The 15,855-nt window shown below is 40.9% G+C and carries 15 protein-coding genes and 1 pseudogene; 11 read left to right on the top strand and 5 right to left on the bottom strand.

Annotated elements, in window-relative coordinates:
- Window positions 1-33: 33 nt before the first annotated feature.
- The 3 genes from HMPREF2877_RS07495 to HMPREF2877_RS07485 form a co-directional block, all read right to left on the bottom strand.
- Window positions 34-915: a DUF4300 family protein gene (locus tag HMPREF2877_RS07495; RefSeq protein WP_004183473.1), complete on the bottom strand. Its 882-nt coding sequence runs from the start codon at window positions 913-915 to the stop codon at window positions 34-36.
- 110 nt (window positions 916-1,025) lie between these two features.
- Complete coding sequence (locus HMPREF2877_RS07490; protein ID WP_013991182.1) at window positions 1,026-1,697, bottom strand: DUF1129 domain-containing protein; 672 nt, start codon at window positions 1,695-1,697, stop codon at window positions 1,026-1,028.
- 69 nt (window positions 1,698-1,766) lie between these two features.
- Complete coding sequence (locus HMPREF2877_RS07485; protein ID WP_045769126.1) at window positions 1,767-2,711, bottom strand: magnesium transporter CorA family protein; 945 nt, start codon at window positions 2,709-2,711, stop codon at window positions 1,767-1,769.
- 295 nt (window positions 2,712-3,006) lie between these two features.
- Between HMPREF2877_RS07485 and uvrA the strand changes: the two genes are divergently transcribed.
- From uvrA to nusB, 10 genes and pseudogenes are all read left to right on the top strand, one after another.
- Window positions 3,007-5,832: an excinuclease ABC subunit UvrA gene (gene uvrA / locus HMPREF2877_RS07480; RefSeq protein WP_070579463.1), complete on the top strand. Its 2,826-nt coding sequence runs from the start codon at window positions 3,007-3,009 to the stop codon at window positions 5,830-5,832.
- Between the two features lie 96 nt (window positions 5,833-5,928).
- A complete protein-coding gene (locus tag HMPREF2877_RS07475) occupies window positions 5,929-6,171 on the top strand; it encodes a DUF3923 family protein (RefSeq protein ID WP_045769128.1) in 243 nt (80 codons plus the stop codon).
- A gap of 174 nt (window positions 6,172-6,345) precedes the next feature.
- On the top strand, window positions 6,346-6,495 hold the full coding sequence (locus HMPREF2877_RS10995) for a hypothetical protein (protein WP_013991178.1): 150 nt from the start codon (window positions 6,346-6,348) through the stop codon (window positions 6,493-6,495).
- A gap of 36 nt (window positions 6,496-6,531) precedes the next feature.
- Entirely contained in the window at window positions 6,532-6,732 is a 201-nt protein-coding gene (locus HMPREF2877_RS07470) for a hypothetical protein (RefSeq protein ID WP_013991177.1), read from the top strand.
- A gap of 267 nt (window positions 6,733-6,999) precedes the next feature.
- Window positions 7,000-7,860 carry a thioredoxin family protein gene (locus HMPREF2877_RS07465; protein ID WP_045769129.1) on the top strand — a complete coding sequence of 287 codons (861 nt, stop codon included), beginning with the start codon at window positions 7,000-7,002 and terminating at the stop codon, window positions 7,858-7,860.
- A gap of 214 nt (window positions 7,861-8,074) precedes the next feature.
- Window positions 8,075-9,135 (top strand): annotated as a pseudogene (locus tag HMPREF2877_RS07460) (M24 family metallopeptidase).
- An 18-nt stretch (window positions 9,136-9,153) separates the two neighbouring features.
- A complete protein-coding gene (locus tag HMPREF2877_RS07455; protein ID WP_002884736.1) occupies window positions 9,154-9,609 on the top strand; it encodes a deoxycytidylate deaminase in 456 nt (151 codons plus the stop codon).
- Window positions 9,610-9,724: 115 nt separating this feature from the next.
- Window positions 9,725-10,285: an elongation factor P gene (efp, locus tag HMPREF2877_RS07450; protein ID WP_002884532.1), complete on the top strand. Its 561-nt coding sequence runs from the start codon at window positions 9,725-9,727 to the stop codon at window positions 10,283-10,285.
- Between the two features lie 70 nt (window positions 10,286-10,355).
- Entirely contained in the window at window positions 10,356-10,745 is a 390-nt protein-coding gene (locus HMPREF2877_RS07445; RefSeq protein WP_045769163.1) for an Asp23/Gls24 family envelope stress response protein, read from the top strand.
- Window positions 10,738-11,172: a transcription antitermination factor NusB gene (gene nusB, locus HMPREF2877_RS07440; protein WP_002884506.1), complete on the top strand. Its 435-nt coding sequence runs from the start codon at window positions 10,738-10,740 to the stop codon at window positions 11,170-11,172. Before HMPREF2877_RS07445 ends, nusB begins: the two co-directional genes overlap by 8 nt.
- 90 nt (window positions 11,173-11,262) lie before the next feature.
- Here nusB and HMPREF2877_RS07435 read toward each other — a convergent pair whose 3' ends face one another.
- Together HMPREF2877_RS07435 and HMPREF2877_RS07430 are read right to left on the bottom strand one after the other, a co-directional pair.
- Window positions 11,263-12,228, bottom strand: a complete 966-nt coding sequence (locus HMPREF2877_RS07435) for a LacI family DNA-binding transcriptional regulator (RefSeq protein WP_045769164.1) — start codon at window positions 12,226-12,228, stop codon at window positions 11,263-11,265.
- Window positions 12,229-12,236: 8 nt separating this feature from the next.
- On the bottom strand, window positions 12,237-13,679 hold the full coding sequence (locus tag HMPREF2877_RS07430) for a sucrose-6-phosphate hydrolase (protein WP_021143622.1): 1,443 nt from the start codon (window positions 13,677-13,679) through the stop codon (window positions 12,237-12,239).
- Between the two features lie 189 nt (window positions 13,680-13,868).
- On the opposite strand from HMPREF2877_RS07430, the gene HMPREF2877_RS07425 reads away from it, so the two are divergent.
- Window positions 13,869-15,770 (top strand): sucrose-specific PTS transporter subunit IIBC, encoded by a 1,902-nt coding sequence (locus tag HMPREF2877_RS07425; RefSeq protein WP_014635038.1) that lies wholly within the window; start codon window positions 13,869-13,871, stop codon window positions 15,768-15,770.
- The last annotated feature ends 85 nt before the right edge of the window (window positions 15,771-15,855 follow it).

Below are 15,855 nucleotides of genomic sequence, written 5' to 3'. Positions count from 1 at the left end.
ACTTTAGGGAAAAAGAAAAACCAACTGGTCTTCTCATTTATCTTGAGGAGCTAGTTGGTTGTTTTGTGGTATATAGAGTGTGTTTTCTAAGAAATCATCAAATTTTTGGTCGTTAACGAGGATATCGACATTATCTTTGAAGACCTTGAAGCGGTTTGATAACCAATGTGTTTTGATATCTGCCCAATTATTGAAGCGGCTCCACCTATAAGGAAGTGTTGGGTCCTGTTTTTCAAAGACATAGATACTGCCATCTTTTTCGTAAGTTATAGCCGTGTGGAAATTGCTGACATCACCAGGGCTATTTTGAAAGACTGAGAGGAGTTTAACCTTTTCTGGAAACTTGAGTCCAGCTTTTTTCCAAGCTTTAAGGAGGTCATCCGTAGACTGGTAGCTGATATTATCTCCAAAGAGGAGACTATAGAGAGCTTGATCCTTGGAAGTTAGCTCTTTGTGGCGTGACTTAAGATCTATAAATTCGTTTTGAGAGGGGAGGTCCAATTTGGTGAGGTCCTCTGAGCTTGTAATAAGGTCATGAAGAAGGAGGAACGATGTTCGTCGGCAGTTTAAGTCATCAGTAAAATGTGATTTGTTATCTTCGAAAGTTTTTTCATTAAGGAAGGTGACGAATTGATTTTGATCCTTGCCGATTTTACTTTGGGTCCATTTTTTGACAACAGGTTGGAGATTTGTATTTTCCTGATTGTAACGACTAATATAAGGGGCTAGATTGTCCCAGTCTTTTGTCGGAATACCCTTGCTTTTTAAGGCTTTTGCTAGCTGTTTTTCCTGAGTGGAAGTCGTCACATTGTTAAAACTATAGTAAGCTTGATAGTTTTTCTGAGTATTCTTGTGGCCACAAGCCATAAGTAGTAGGCAGCAAGCAATGATTAGTAGAGGGAATTTGATACGCATCTATTGGAATTCTTTCTTTTGTCTATTAACTTTAACATTTTAGTATAGAATAGCCAACTGTGTCAAGATTTCTGACGTAAAAAAGCACCCTTATGGGTGCTTGAGGTTGATTAAGATGCAGGTGCGTAAGTACTTTGGACGTTGTAATGACGTTTGAAGAAGTATTTGGCAACACCAGCGATGACACCAATGATAAGGATTACAATTGGTGAAAGACCAGGGTTGAGGTAGCTTGGAAGAAGGGCTGTAAGACTAAAGAGAGCAAACCATGCAATAAAAGAGAGTGTGATGACGGTCATGCTGAACCACCATTTTGGACGTTCTTCTTTTGGTTTGTTATTGTGACGGTAGATGTAGTGATAAGGGGTATACATAGCAAGGCCTCCAATGAATGACACTGAAAGAAGGGTTGTGAGGCCGTAGCTAGTTTGTGTACCTGAGAAACCAAAGATAGCGTTCATGATAGCAACGATGGCTAGAAGGAAGAGTGAGGTATCAAGCCACATCTTCCAAGGAGTTTTATCTGTTTCTGGCACTTCTTTGTTAGGCTTACCAGTTTCAGGTTTTTGGTGTTTTTCAGGAGAGAAACTAGCTGCCCAAACAGTTGGAGCACCAAGGAGTCCACGTCCTGTAATTCCTTTTTTCTGATTTTCGATAAGTTCAGGAATGACATTGCCAAGAATGTCTTTGATTTCTTGGTCTGATTTACCATCTTTGATGAGTTGGTTAGTTGCGATGTGGATAAATTCTTGGTTTTTCTTGGTGAGTTTTTGGATGTCCATGAGATGACCTTTCGATAAATAGTATTATTTTTTTAGTTTTGTAGTTTAGGGAAAAGAAGAGGCTCTATATTAGAACCATTTTTTCCTGATAAAGTAGATAACAACGCAGGATGACCCGAAGACTGCCATGAAGAAGATGACCCAAAAGGCGTTATCTAAATCGTTTAGTGGCATAGAATTGTTTTTAAAGTTCATACCGTAGGCGGAGAAGATAACGGTTGGGATATCCAGAGCCATAGTCATGAGAGCGAGTGTTTTCATGATTGTGTTCTGGTTATTGCCGATGATAGAGGCAGAGGTTTCAGCCATGGCATTCAAGACGTTTTCATAGATGCCTGCCATCTCAATGGCCTGTTGGGTTTCAACCAGCGTATCTTCCAAGAGATCCTCGTCCTCGATATATTTCTTCAAGCTAGAGGCGTTACCTGTTAGCTTTTTGACAATACGCTCATTCATCTTAAGTGATGCTTTAAGATAGACAATGGATTTTTCCAATTCCATCATGTCAATCAAGTGCTCGTTTTTAGTCGCATTTTCCAACTGAGCTTCCAATTTATCGCTCTGGCGGTCGATAGAACGTAGGGCGGTTAGGTAAAGTTGAGCGTTGCGATAGAGAATCTGAAAGACAAAACGGGTCTTCATGAAGGTGTAGAAGTTACGCACACGGTGGTTGAGGAAGTTATCCATAAGGCTGATGTCCTCAAGACAGGTAGTAACGACTACCTCATCGGTAACGATGATACCTAATGGGATAGTGACGTAGTAACTTTTGTTATTACGCTCTTCTTGGGTTGGAACGTCGACCAGAATCAGGGTGTAGTCATCTTCGACATCGATACGTGAAGTTTCTTCCACGTCCAGAGGGGCGCGGAGGTCTTGAATATCAATGTTAAACCGTTCTGCGACCTTCATGGCTTCTTCTTGGGAAGGGTTCACCAAATGAATCCAAGCACCAGGCTCGAATGTTTCAATTTCTTTGAATTCTTTTCCGGTGGATAAGAACATTTGTTTCAATGGGAACCCCTCCTTTGTCATTAAGTAAGCGCTGGCATCTTGATTATAAAAGGATTTTTACAATCGCTTTTAAGTCTAATTAACACTGCTCTTAGCTTTTTTAGTGCTGTCAAAAGAGGCTTGGGATGATGTTCCTTGCCTTTTTTAGACACTCCACCATTATACTACATTTGAAACATTTTTGGGCTGGATAAATTGAAATTTTGTTATAATTATGAGAGAAAGTCGGGATGGATTTTCCATCCGTCTGTAGAAAGGAGCGGCAGTAGCTTTTGGGCTAGGGCCTCTTAAAAAAATGCAAGATAAGTTAGTGATTCATGGAGCAAGAGCTCACAATTTAAAAAATATCGATGTGGAGATTCCGCGTGATAAACTGGTGGTGGTGACGGGCTTGTCAGGTTCTGGTAAGTCTTCTTTGGCCTTTGATACCATCTATGCAGAGGGGCAACGTCGTTATGTTGAAAGTCTCTCGGCTTATGCCCGCCAGTTTTTGGGAAATATGGAGAAACCTGATGTGGACTCGATTGATGGTTTGAGTCCTGCTATCTCCATTGACCAGAAAACAACAAGCAAAAACCCTCGTTCGACGGTCGGAACGGCAACAGAGATTAATGACTATCTTCGTCTTCTGTATGCGCGTGTGGGTGTCCCTTATTGTCCTAATGGTCATGGAGCCATTCAGTCGTCCTCTGTGGAACAGATTGTGGACGAGGTTCTAGCTCCTCCTGAGCGTACACGTATGCAAATTTTAGCGCCGATTGTTCGTCGTAGAAAAGGGCAACACAAGGCCGTTTTTGAGCGTGTACAAAAGGACGGTTATGTTCGTGTTCGTGTAGATGGTGAGATTTACGATGTCACAGAAGTGCCAGAGTTGTCTAAGTCTAAGATGCATAATATCGAAGTGGTTGTGGACCGCTTGGTGAATAAGGATGGTATCCGTAGTCGTCTCTTTGATTCGGTTGAGGCGGCCCTACGTTTAGCAGATGGCTACTTGATTGTGGATACTATGGATGATAATGAGCTGCTTTACTCAGAACATTATTCTTGTCCGGTTTGTGGCTTCACAGTGCCAGAGTTGGAGCCTCGTCTCTTTTCATTCAATGCGCCATTTGGCTCTTGTCCGACCTGTGATGGTTTGGGTAATAAACTAGAAGTTGATATGGATTTGGTTATCCCTGATGCTAGTAAGACCTTACGTGAAGGTGCTCTGGCGCCTTGGAATCCTATTTCGTCCAACTATTATCCAGCCATGCTTGAGCAGGCTATGGAGCAGTTCGGCGTGGATATGGATACGCCATTTGAAGATCTTAAAAAAGAAGAACAAGATTTGATTCTCTACGGATCTGGGGATCGTGAATTCCATTTCCATTATGTTAATGATTTTGGTGGGGTGCGTGATATTGACATTCCTTTTGAAGGGGTTGTGACTAATATCAATCGTCGCTATCACGAGACCAATAGTGATTTCACTCGCAATGTCATGCGAGGTTATATGAATGAGCTGTCATGTCCAACTTGTCATGGCTATCGTCTTAACGAAGCAGCACTCTCAGTTCGTGTTGGTGGTGAGAATGGTCTCAATATTGGTCAAATCTCTGATTTGTCTATTTCAGATCATCTTAAGGAAATCGATAACCTTGAATTAGGTGAAAACGAGGGAGTGATCGCTCGTCCAATTGTTAAGGAAATCAAGGATCGCTTGACTTTCTTAAATAATGTCGGCCTTAATTATTTGACTCTCTCTCGTATGGCTGGAACTCTTTCAGGTGGTGAGAGTCAGCGTATCCGTTTGGCGACACAGATTGGCTCTAACCTTTCTGGAGTCCTATATGTTTTGGATGAGCCTTCTATTGGGCTTCATCAGCGTGACAATGATCGCTTGATTTCAAGTCTTAAAAAGATGCGTGACCTGGGCAACACCTTGATTGTGGTGGAGCATGATGAAGATACCATGCGTGAGGCTGACTGGCTTATCGATGTGGGACCTGGTGCTGGTGCTTTTGGTGGTCAAATCATGGCCTCTGGAACCCCAGAGGAAGTGGCTAAGAACAAGAAGTCAATCACTGGGCAATATCTGTCAGGTGCCAAATCAATTCCTGTACCGACGGAACGTCGTGTAGGTAATGGTCGTTTTATCGAGGTTACAGGAGCTAGCGAAAATAACCTTAAGAATGTGTCTGTTAAGTTTCCACTTGGAAAGTTGATTGCAGTCACAGGTGTTTCTGGTTCAGGAAAATCAACTTTGGTTAACGGAATTCTCAAGAAAAAAATTGCCCAAGAGCTCAATCGCAATAGTGAGAAGCCAGGTAAACACAAATCAGTGACAGGAATCGAGCATATCGAGCGTTTGATTGATATTGACCAAAGTCCAATTGGGCGTACACCTCGTTCTAATCCAGCGACTTACACAGGCGTCTTTGACGATATTCGTGATCTTTTTGCCCAAACCAATGAAGCCAAGATTCGAGGTTACAAGAAGGGGCGTTTCTCTTTCAATGTCAAGGGTGGCCGTTGTGAAGCCTGCTCTGGTGATGGTATTATCAAGATTGAGATGCACTTTTTGCCTGATGTTTATGTCCCTTGTGAGGTTTGTCATGGCACACGCTATAATTCTGAGACCCTAGAGGTTCGTTATAAAGGGAAAAATATCGCGGAGATTCTGGATATGACAGTTGATGACGCAGTTGACTTCTTTGCGGCTATTCCTAAGATTGCTCGTAAGGTGCAGACGATCAAGGATGTGGGGCTTGGGTATGTGACCTTGGGACAACCAGCAACAACCCTCTCAGGTGGTGAAGCACAACGTATGAAACTGGCTAGTGAGTTGCACAAACGCTCTACTGGGAAGTCCTTCTACATTCTGGATGAACCGACGACTGGTCTCCATACAGATGACATTGCACGTCTTTTGAAGGTGCTTCAGCGTTTTGCGGATGATGGCAACACTGTTCTCGTGATTGAGCACAATCTGGATGTTATCAAGACCGCAGACCATATCATTGATTTGGGTCCTGAAGGCGGTGTCGGTGGAGGTACCATCGTAGCTACAGGGACTCCAGAAGAGGTAGCAGCTGTTCCAGAAAGCTACACAGGACAATATCTGAAAGAAAAATTGATATAAAGGAAAAAGGCTCTTTGAGTCTTTTTTTTGCTTTAGGCTGGTTTAAGTTGAGTTTGGTATTCTCTTGTTAAGAAAAAAACATACAGGAGTCAGACTATGGTTAAAAAGCGTTTTTTTATAGGCTTCAATGGTATTCTTCTAGCCCTATTTCTAGATGTTTGTCTTTTGATTAGCATCCGTACAGTGGATTATCACGGCCATTTTCAATCAGCAACAGATAAATGGGAAACTTTGCTTTACGTTTTAGGACTTTATTTTACTTTTCTCCTTTTTGAGGTTATTTTTTCTCTTATTCTGAAACACCGTAGAAATAAACAAGTTTTGGAACAGGTCTTATAAAGGCCTGGATTTTTGTATTCAGTGATAGTGACATTTATGTCACTATTTTTTTGAAAAGAGAGAACTTATAATGGCCTTATACCCAAACCCACTAGGTTACCAAGACGACTAGTTTTTTGAATAGTCCAAGTGGTTATTGCTGTATTTATTTTTGAAAAGAAAGGAGAAATAAGAATGCGAACTAAGGTATATGGCGAAGAGCTCACTGCTGAAACGTTAGAAAATGTCACAGGGGGTGATTTTGTATCTAGACCTCAAACCTTACCTGAACGATTGGGTTGGAACAAATGGTGGTTGAAAAGAAAATACCCTTATGGTGATTAAAAGTTACCATGAGCACCAAGTATGGGAAAGAGAAATATGGATAAACAGAAGAATAATCTTATTAGAAGTTTAAGCATTGTTATCGTGATCGTCTGGCTATTTATTGTGATGATAAATGCTACGCTAAGTTTCACCGAAGGCGATGCCTTTATTGACCATTGTCTCGTCTGGTCAACACTTTCGCTAGCTTTTTCTTTGTTTGCGCTTATGGTAGCGGGTAGGGACAAGGAGAAATGATTTTCTCTGTTGATTGCTATAGTCTCAGGTTGAGCTTGCTTGCTTAGCCTTTTCTTTTTGTCTTTAATCTTATGGAATGGTGACATTTATGTCACTATTTTTTATTTCGTTAAGCTCTTATAATGAAGACATAGCTTGGACTTAGTGGCTAAAGTATTAATATAAATAGAAAAAGGAGAGAAACATGGTGATTAGTGTTATGGTACCCTTGCTATTGTTAATGGGTAAAAAGTAAGATGTCACACAGTAAACAAATAAGGAGAACACATGAAGAAAATACAATTTATTTTGATGGCGAGTTTTGTTTTAGGTACTTGCCAGTTAGCAGTGCTTAGTGGAGCAGCGGACGAGTTAGATGTTAAGGAATCTACAATCGAATTATCCAATAATTTTGTTGAGAATAGTCAGGTAGATAATGTACAGAATTCTTCCGAAACAGCCTCCGAACAAGTGGTTGAGAAGGCTGAATCTAATAGTGAGGCAAAGGAAAATTATCTTCTTCCGTCATCACAGACAGGAGTGGCTGAGACAGAAGTGAGGTCCGAAGAGGTTTCGGTTGAAACTTATGAAAAGAATCTTGAAAACCTGAAGCAAGTCTCTTACAGTGATGTCACAAATATGTTGACTGAAGATGGTGGGGACCATATCCTTTATGTTGGCCGGCCAACCTGCTATTATTGTCGTCAAAATTCTCCGGTTTTGAAGGATTTCAATACCCTGATTGATGGTCAGCTTCTTTATTACAATACAGATTCGGATCAGTTGGACCGTGAGTCTCGTAAAATACTATTTGATAAGCTAGGTATTCCAGGGACTCCAAGTGTGATTCGTCTCAAAAATGGTCAATTGGTTTCAGGCTATCTTGGCAGTGCCCCGGATGCCCAAGCTATTTATCAGGCTGTTTTCAAGGAAGAAACTGAGAAAACAGAGACACCAGAGGGAACAGAGGTAGTAGAGAAGGCGGAAAATCCCTTACCTGAATCCCCCTCTGAGGATACTATCAAGGATGGTGGCGAGAATACAGTTAATCATACAGACCAGTCTGTTAATAGCCTAATGTTTCAAATTAAGCAAGTTTTTAGGAATCTAACAGACCTGCTTATAAGTCTTTTAGGGAAATTTATCTAACAGACTACTTTCTACGTCGAGAAATAAAAGAATTTATCAAATATGATTACCAACTATCTACGAAAAGCGAGCCTTTGTATAATGCTAATAAAGTCAGAGTTTCATCTGGCTTTTTCTTTATGACATCAAAAAAACACTCTAAAATGTCAATTTAATCCTTTAAAGTCTGAAAATTTGGTATAATTAACCTAAAATACCAAAGGAGTAATTCATAATGCAACGTAGACTTGAACGATTTGATGCCAAACTTGCCCAATCAGGCCTTGATGCCTTGTTGGTGACAGGACAAAAAATATCTATTATTTAACAGATTTCTGGGGGACAAATGCGACTGTCTTCATTACTAAGAATCGTCGCCTCTTCTTAACTGATTCACGTTATACCCTCATTGCCAAACAATCTGTGCATGGCTTTGATATTATTGAAACTAAGGATCCACTTAAGGATATTGTTAAAATTATCGAGGCTGATAAACTTGAAACTATCGGTTTCGATAATCAGGTGTCATTTGCTTACTACCAAGGTCTTCAAGCGATTTTTGAAGGCTACACTTTGTCACCACAAAGCAACTTCATGGAAGAGTTGCGTATGATCAAGGACGAAAAAGAATTGGCAACTATCCGTAAGGCTTGTTCTATCTCAGACCGTGCCTTTACAGATGTGCTTGATTTCATTAAACCAGGTCAAACAACAGAGCTACAAGTGGCAAACTTCTTAGATTTCCGTATGCGTGAGTACGGAGCTTCAGGGATTTCCTTTGAGTCTATCATTGCTTCAGGTTACCGTTCAGCTATGCCTCACGGGGTTGCTTCAGAAAAGGTTATTCAATCTGGTGAGACCTTGACTATGGACTTTGGATGCTACTACAACCATTACGTTAGCGATATGACTCGTACTATCCATATTGGTGACACTACTGATGAGGAGCGTGAAATTTATGATATCGTTCTACGTTCTAATCAGGCTTTGATTGATGCGGCTAAGGCTGGCATGACACGTCGTGACTATGATAAGGTTGCGCGTGATGTTATTGTCGAAGCGGGGTATGGTGATTACTTTACACATGGTATCGGACACGGTATCGGTCTTGACATTCACGAGATTCCTTACTTTGGTAATTCCGATGAAACTATTGAAGCTGGTATGGTCTTGACGGACGAGCCAGGTGTTTATTTGGCTGATAAATATGGTGTTCGTATCGAAGATGACATCATTATCACAGAGAATGGTTGTGAATTGATTACCCTTGCGCCTAAGGAATTGATTGTTCTCTAAGATTTGGAGGAATACTTTATGCCAAACCGTTTATCTTGGCAAGATTATTTTATGGCTAATGCAGAGCTGATTTCTAAGCGTTCTACGTGCGACCGTGCCTTTGTTGGGGCTGTTTTAGTCAAGGACAAGCGTATTATCGCTACAGGTTATAACGGCGGGGTTTCTGAGACTGATAACTGTAACGAAGTAGGTCACTACATGGAAGATGGTCATTGTATTCGTACGGTACACGCAGAGATGAATGCCCTTATCCAATGTGCCAAAGAGGGGATTTCTACCAAAAATACAGAGATTTATGTGACTCATTTTCCTTGTATCAACTGCACCAAAGCCCTCTTGCAAGCTGGTATCGTAAAGATTACCTATAAGGCCAATTATAGACCGCACCCATTTGCAATTGAGTTGATGGAACAAAAGGGTGTTTCTTATTTACAACATGATGTTCCAGAGGTTCACTTAGGAATGGATGACTAGTTTGTTCTTTGAAAAAAGCCTGAGGATTGGGCTTGAATCTATAAAACATTTGAGCCATGCTGTCATTTATGGTAGAATAAACTGATAATAATTTTTTACAAAGAGGTATTTAATAATGATTGAAGCAAGTAAACTCCGTGCGGGTATGACTTTCGTAACTAACGATGGCAAATTGATCAAAGTTCTTGAAGCTAGCCACCACAAACCTGGTAAAGGTAACACAATCATGCGTATGAAATTGCGTGATGTTCGCTCAGGTTCAACTTTTGATACTAGCTACCGTCCAGAAGAAAAATTTGAACAAGCAATCATCGAAACAGTACCAGCACAATACTTGTACCAAATGGATGATACTGCATACTTCATGAACACTGAAACATATGACCAATATGAAATCCCAGTAGCCAACGTTCAAGAAGAATTGAAATTTATCCTTGAAAACTCAGAAGTAAAAATCCAATTCTACGGAACAGAAGTTATCGGTGTGCAAGTACCAACAACTGTTGAATTGACTGTTACTGAAACACAACCATCAATCAAAGGTGCAACAGTTACAGGTTCAGGTAAACCTGCAACACTTGAAACTGGTCTTGTGGTTAACGTTCCAGACTTTATCGAAGCTGGTCAAAAATTGGTTATCAACACAGCTGAAGGTACTTACGTATCACGTGCCTAAGCCCAACTAAGTCTTTCAAACCACTGGTTTGAAGGCTTTATTTTCCAAACTAACGGAAAGGAAACATGCGATGACTACAGAAAATATCGGTGAAATTGTAATTGCCCCTCGCGTGCTCGAAGTGATTACAGGTATCGCTGCAACTAAAGTGGAAGGTGTTTACGCCCTTCAAAATAAAAATGTTACGGATAGTCTCAGCAAAACAAGCTTGGGACGTGGTGTTTACCTCCGAACAGAAGAAGATGGTACTGTAAATGCTGATATCTACGTCTCACTTCAGTATGGGGTTAACGTACCAGCGGTTTCAATTGAAATTCAAAAGGCTGTTAAAGCAGCTGTCTATGATATGGCAGAAGTGGCAATTTCAGAAGTCAATGTTCACGTTGAATCTATTGTTACTGAAAAGTCACCAAAACCAGACTTGGCTGAATTGTTTAACGAGGATTTTTTGAATGACTAACATCTTTAAAGATTCACGTCGTGACCTTCGTGAGCGTGCTTTTCAAACGCTTTTTGCCCTTGAATTTGGTGGAGAAGCTCTGGAACAAGCACATTTCGCTTACACTTATGACAAGCCAATTGACGAAGAAACTGAAGTTGATGTACCAGCCTTTCTCCTTAGCCTAGTAACAGGTGTCCGTGAAGAGTTGGCCCAACTTGATAGTCAAATTGAAGAAAAGTTGAAAGAGGGTTGGAGCCTCTCACGTTTGATTGTGACAGATCGTACTCTCCTTCGTTTGGGACTTTATGAAATCACGTCATTTGAAGAAACACCAGGACGTGTAGCTATTAACGAAATCATTGAAATCGCTAAAAAATATTCTGATGAAACATCTGCTAAGTTCATTAATGGTGTACTTAGTCAGTTTGTGACAGATGAAGCATAAGCAAAAGAAGTTGAGCGTTGTTTCAACTTCTTTTTTTCTACAAATGTAACAAGAAAAAAGTCGCAAGCGGAGATTTCTTGCGACTTTTATTTATATACTGCCACCAGCAATCAGACTCACTGGAAGTACATAATCACGATTAACTGTTTTGCCTTTAATTTTCTTGAGAAGAATTTCGACACAAAGCTTAGCAATTTCATCCAAAGGTTGTTGGATGGTTGCTAACTCTGGGTAGAAGTGACGGATAAAGGCGGTACCGTCATAACCGATGATTTTTAGGTCATCTGGGATAGAAAGTCCCAATTGTCTAGCTATCTTCATAACCAAGATAGCTGTTAAATCGTCCGAAACAAAGATGCCATCTGGTTTTTCACGAGAGATAATAGATTTGATTTCTAATTCTCGTCGCATGAGAGACAAATCGTTTGGAACAGGACAAATAATACCTTTCTTGTCCAATTCATAATTAAAACCTAGTTGACGAAGTTCTGTTGGAGAATCCGAATTATCATAGCCTGTAATCATGACAATGCGTTGACAGCCAGCCTTGACCATAGCTCTTGCGGCTAACTTGCCACCTTCAAAGTTGTCAGACGAAACAATAGGAATCTTTGGGGCGAGATTACGGTCGAAGGCAACGATGGGAGCTTCAACCTTCTCATAATCCTCAATACCAAGATTGTGACTAGATGAGATGATGCCGTCACATTGGTTGGCGGCAAGCATTTCCAAATAGTCCCTCTCCTTGTTAGGATCATGCTCACTGTTACAAATAATGGTTTTATAGCCTTGCTTAAAGAGTTCATCCTCAAGACGTTCAATAAGTTCGGCATAAAATACATTGGAAATATTTGGGAAAATCAAGCCAACGAGTTTGGCCGACTTTCCTTGAAGACCTCGAGCTAAATTATTAGGTTTATAGTTGAGTTCTTGCATAGCAGCGTGAACTTTGTCAATGGTCTTCTGTGAGAGGTAGCCCTTTTTGTTTATGACGCGAGAAACTGTGGTTGGGCTCACACCAGCCAGTTCGGCAACGTCAGTAAGCTTTGCGACCATAAATCACCTTAGTATTTCAAGTTGAAGTAGTGTCCAGAAACGTTTCCTGACGTTACTTTGATACCAGTTTGTTCTGTACTTGGGAAAACACGACTAGTGAAGACTTTCTCACCTTTGTTGAAGAAAATTTCAACGATTGAGTTATCTACAAAGATGTTTGCTGTTGCAGCTTGACCGGCATCAAGAGCGCATTCACGGCTTGTGCCAAAGTCAGTAGCATATTGTTCACCAGCTTTAGAACGGTCAAGGATAACTTTTCCGTTTTCAGTATCAACTGTAAGTGACAAGCCATTTCCTTCTTGGTCTGCGAAGAGGACAAGTTCTGTTTGAGTGTTAGCTTCAAAGTTAAGTTCAAGCTCGTAAGTGTTAGTTGTTGCCGTTTTTTCAGAGAAATCTTCTTGGCTAGCACGTAAGCTTGTAATGGCTTCGACTGGATATTGGTAGAGTTTGCCATCTTTAATAGACAATTCTTTAACCAAGCTCATAGCCCCTTGGTAGTCGTATTTGTCAGTTGGATAGTCCACATCTGGAAGACCGATCCAGCTGACAATAAGGGCACGACCATCTGGAGTATTAAAGCCTTGAGTTGCATATGCTTCAAATCCGTAGTCCAAGTTGATAATTGGTGTGCCATCAACGAGGGCAGGTTTTTCTGTGTCGAAATCTTGGAAAATCTTATAAGTGTTAGGGTAGATGTTACCGTAGTCAAGTTCAGCTTTATCGAGACCTTGTGGGCTATAAAGAAGAACAGGTTTGCCATCTACAAAGACAAGGTTAGGACACTCAATCATGTACTCTGACCCAGTGCCACCAAAGTCAAGATTACCAACCTCAACCCAGTTTTCGACATCATTGTCTACTGCCTTGTAAAGTTTGATATAACCTTGTTTATCGTGGTTTTGAGCACCTACGATAGCGTAGAATTGTCCCTTGTAATCGAAGATTTGAGGGTCACGGAAGTGCCCAGTAGCGTCAGCAGGTTGTTTGATAAGAACCTTGTCGAATTTTTCGATTTTGCCGTCTTTATCCATCCAAGCGCCGATTTGACGTGGGTCACGAATCCAGTTTTCATCACGAACGTTCCCAGTATAGAAGATAAAGAGTTTATCACCGATTTGATAAGCAGAACCTGAGTAGGCACCGTGGCTATCATTTTCATGGTCTGGCAAGAGTTTGACACCAGTTTCTGTAAAGTGAACCAAATCTTCAGTTTCAGTATGCACCCATTGTTTCAAACCATGAGCAGCTCCAAATGGCCAACTTTGGTAGAAAAGTTGGAACTTACCATTAAAGTAAGAAAAACCGTTTGGATCATTAAGAAGCCCTGTTTCTGGTTCGATATGGTAACTTGCACGCCAAGGTGATTTAGCGACATTTTCTCTAATCTTTGTTTTTTCTTCGTCTGTCCAATCAGCGTATGGACGGTAACGAACTTCTGTTGGTAGATTCATATAAAGGGATCTCCTAATCTATTTGTTAGTAATATAGTAAACGTTTTACCTAGAAAAATCAACGATTTATCATAAAAAAATAAAAAATTATGCTAAACGGTTGACATATGACAGAAAGATGCTAAAATAGTTACCGTAAAGAAAAGCTAAACGCTTTCATACCAAATTTTATTAAGGAGAATTTTGCAAATGGATAACAAACAAATTGCAAAAGAAGTCATCGATGCCCTCGGTGGACGTGAAAACGTCAACAGTGTTGCTCACTGTGCGACACGTCTACGTGTGATGGTTAAAGATGAAAACAAAATCAATAAAGAAAAGGCTGAGAACATTGAAAAAGTTCAAGGTGCTTTCTTCAACTCAGGTCAATACCAAATGATTTTTGGTACAGGTACTGTTAACAAGATTTACGACGAAGTCGTTGCTCAAGGTCTTCCAACAGCATCTAAAGACGAACAAAAAGCAGAAGCTGCTAAACAAGGGAACTGGTTCCAACGTGCTATCCGTTCATTCGGTGACGTTTTCGTTCCATTGCTTCCAGCAATCGTAGCGACTGGTCTTTTCATGGGTATCCGTGGAGCAATCAATAACGATACAGTTCTTGGTTTGTTCGGTACAACATCAAAAGCTTTTGCTGCTACAGATTTCTACACTTACACAGTTGTATTGACAGATACAGCCTTCGCCTTCTTCCCAGCCTTGATTTGTTGGTCAGCCTTTAACGTATTTGGTGGTTCACCACTTCTTGGTTTGGTTCTTGGTTTGATGATGGTTAACAACGCCCTTCCTAACGCTTGGGATGTTGCATCAGGTGCTGCTAAACCAATCTACTTCTTTGATTTTATTCCAGTAGTAGGTTACCAAAACTCAGTGCTTCCAGCCTTCTTCGTAGGTTTGCTAGGTGCTAAGTTTGAGCAATGGGTTCGTAAATGGGTTCCAGACGTTCTTGACCTACTCTTGCGTCCACTTATCGTCTTCGCTGTAATGTCAGCTTTGGCCCTCTTTATTATTGGTCCTGTCTTCCATACTGTTGAAAGCTATGTTCTTGCTGCTACAGAATGGATTCTTAACTTGCCATTTGGTCTTGCGGGTCTTGTTATCGGTGGTGTTCACCAAGTTATCGTCGTTACAGGGGTTCACCACGTCTTCAACTTGCTTGAAGCTAACCTTATTGCAAATACTGGTAAAGACCCACTTAACGCAATCATCACAGCTGCTATGACTGCACAAGCTGGTGCGACACTTGCAGTTGGTGTAAAAACTAAAGATGCTAAATTGAAAGCACTTGCTTTCCCTGCAACTCTTTCAGCGGTACTTGGTATCACTGAACCAGCTATCTTTGGGGTTAACCTTCGTTTCGGTAAACCATTTATCATGGGTCTTATCGCCGGTGCTGCTGGTGGTTGGTTGGCGTCAATCCTTAACCTTGCTGGTACAGGATTTGGTGTTACAATCGTTCCTGGTACACTTCTTTACCTTAACGGTCAAGTACTTAAATATGTTCTTATGGTGCTTGTCACTCTTGCTCTTGGTTTCGTTCTTACTTGGATCTTCGGTTACAAAGAGGAAGAAGTTGAAGCTCAAAAAGAAGTTGTTGCTGAAGATATTGCATCTGCAGAATCAGCTCCAGTTGCATTGCAAGCTGAAACAATCGCTGCACCACTTAAAGGTGAAGTTGTAGCTTTGGAAAATGTTAATGACCCAGTCTTCTCATCAGGAGCTATGGGTAAAGGTGCCGCTATCAAACCTTCAGGTAACCAAGTAGTTGCACCATTTGATGGTGAAGTGCAAATCGCCTTCCCAACAGGTCACGCTTACGGTCTTAAATCTGATAAAGGTGCTGAAGTGCTTATCCATATCGGTATCGACACTGTCTCACTTGACGGTAAAGGATTTGATGCTAAAGTTCAAGCAAATCAACGTATTAAAAAAGGTGATGTCTTGGCTACCTTCGATAGCTCAGTAATCACTGAAGCAGGTCTTGACGATACAACTATGGTTATCGTTACAAACACTGCAGACTTCGAAGATGTTTCATCAGTAGCGACTGGTTCAGTTGCTGAAGGTGCAGACTTCATCGCAGTTAAATAATAAGCTAGAAAAGTCGAAGTCAATTCGGCTTTTTTAGTTAAATGGCTCATAAAGAAAAGCATGAAGCAAAGCAGTCTTCCTTAAA

It is taken from the genome of Streptococcus sp. HMSC072D03 (assembly GCF_001812855.1).
GTDB classification, from domain to species: domain Bacteria; phylum Bacillota; class Bacilli; order Lactobacillales; family Streptococcaceae; genus Streptococcus; species Streptococcus salivarius_D.
This window is presented reverse-complemented; position numbering and strand designations above follow the sequence as displayed.